The following is a 1,722-nucleotide window of genomic DNA, read 5'->3' on the forward strand; positions in this document are numbered from 1 at the left end:
GCTTGAATGAAAAAGTAAATTCTACATTCTAATATACCTTGATTTTATGCGGGATTTAATTCTATTTTCGGAGATATACAACTTGATTTTTTTAGTATATAATGCTTTTATACGGCATAAACAGCATAGTTTTTTGCATGATAAAAGGACATCTGGAAATAGTGTGCAGGACTAAATTCCACATGTCTGTTGGAAAGACTAAATTCTATGCAATGAAACTTGCCTGTGCCTGTATTGTTATTATTATTTTATTAATGCTGGTATCAATGTGACTTCATCGGCTGGTATCTCTGCTAATCCTAATGCTTTATGAAGTCTGTTATCCAGCAGGAGACGGGATACTTCATATGGACTGTGTCCATTGAGGCTGTCCCGTTTTTCGCTGTTGATATGATTTAATAACAGCAGCGTTGTCTTGTCTGTCATTTTTTCAAAGCTTGTTCCTTTTGGAAGGACATACCTTATATATTCATGATTCTTTTCAAGAGCACCTTTTTGATCAGAACGGTTGGGATCACAATAATAAATACGTGTGCGTACTTCCCCATTTTTGCTATATTCCAGACTTTGCCGGTCCTGAAATTCATGTCCGTTGTCCGTAAGTATCACTTCGAAAAGTTTCTGGAACAGTTCAATTCCAAGTAATTCTGTTAAATGATCAAAAATCCTGGTTACTTCTTTCTGGGTCTGTTCTTCTAAAAGAAACATAAGCATAAGGCTACAGTTTCGAAAGAACATAGTCAGAAAGCAGGGACTGGTACCTTTTGCTCCTTCAACGGTATCCATCTCGACTACATAAACAGATTTGTTCGCTGCGATATATTCCAGAAATTCTTTATAGCTCCTATCTTTTCGGAAACTTCTGTCTTTAAGGCTGGCAGTAGTTTTTCTTTTCCGCTGCTTGTATACCACTTTACGGCGCAGATCTATGTTTCTGGCTTGAAAAACGCCACGGTCTATGTAAGAATATATGGTTCTTCTGGAACAGGCGATCTCATCAGCATGAGATGCGTAGATGTGGGCAATGGACTGTCCTTTTTTGAGAAGCGGTGACAACAGGTTGTCCAGTTTCTGTATACTTTCCGGTGTCTGGTTGATCCCTTCTCTGCTGGTAGTCCTAAGGGCTTCATAGGAGTCCTGGGCGTATTTTGAAGAATAGATCTTTTTGTCCATCATGCAATTCGTTCTCTTGCTGCATCCATTGCACACATAAGGAGGTTTATTTAATTTTTCACATTCTCTTGGTTTATAAAATTTACAGACATCGCTGCATCTGAATTTTCTGCAGAGGACACATTTGCGCCGACATTCATTATCACCGCACATATGCATGACATTGCATATATTTGTCCGCGGCTTTGAACTATCATAATTGTTTGCACAGGGAATAGGGGCAAATGCATCTGCGCTTCTTTCCCTGATAATGGAATGACGTCTGATTTCTTTGGATATGGTACTTGGATCCTTGCTTAATTCTATTGCAATACTTCTAAATGAATCACCGTTATTTAAATGCTGTTCGATTATAATACGTGCAGATAAGTCAAGATGTTTTTGGTTGCCTTTTGGTCTTCCTGTATTCATTTTATCCTCCTTCTGCACAGGCAGGGGATCATCTGCAGTAGTATTTTATAAAAAGAAGAAGGAAAAATCCATGCAGAAGTAATTTCTACAGGTATAGAATTTACTCTTGCAAGGTAGAATTTAAAAATTCATTTAACC

1 protein-coding gene is annotated in these 1,722 nt (G+C 37.9%); it reads right to left on the reverse strand.

Annotation, left to right across the window (positions count from 1 at the left end):
- Window positions 1–243 precede the first annotated feature (243 nt).
- Window positions 244–1,584 carry an IS30 family transposase gene (locus LJE12_RS19455; RefSeq protein WP_070100285.1) on the reverse strand — a complete coding sequence of 447 codons (1,341 nt, stop codon included), beginning with the start codon at window positions 1,582–1,584 and terminating at the stop codon, window positions 244–246.
- Window positions 1,585–1,722: the final 138 nt, after the last annotated feature.

Origin of the sequence: Blautia sp. DFI.6.71, assembly GCF_020593585.1 — a bacterium.
In the GTDB taxonomy this organism is placed as follows: domain Bacteria; phylum Bacillota; class Clostridia; order Lachnospirales; family Lachnospiraceae; genus Blautia_A; species Blautia_A wexlerae.

What these genes read in the sequence shown, in the direction of transcription:
- LJE12_RS19455 (WP_070100285.1), bottom strand. Translation starts at nt 1,584, where the DNA reads ATGAATACAGGAAGACCAAAAGGCAACCAAAAACATCTTGACTTATCT.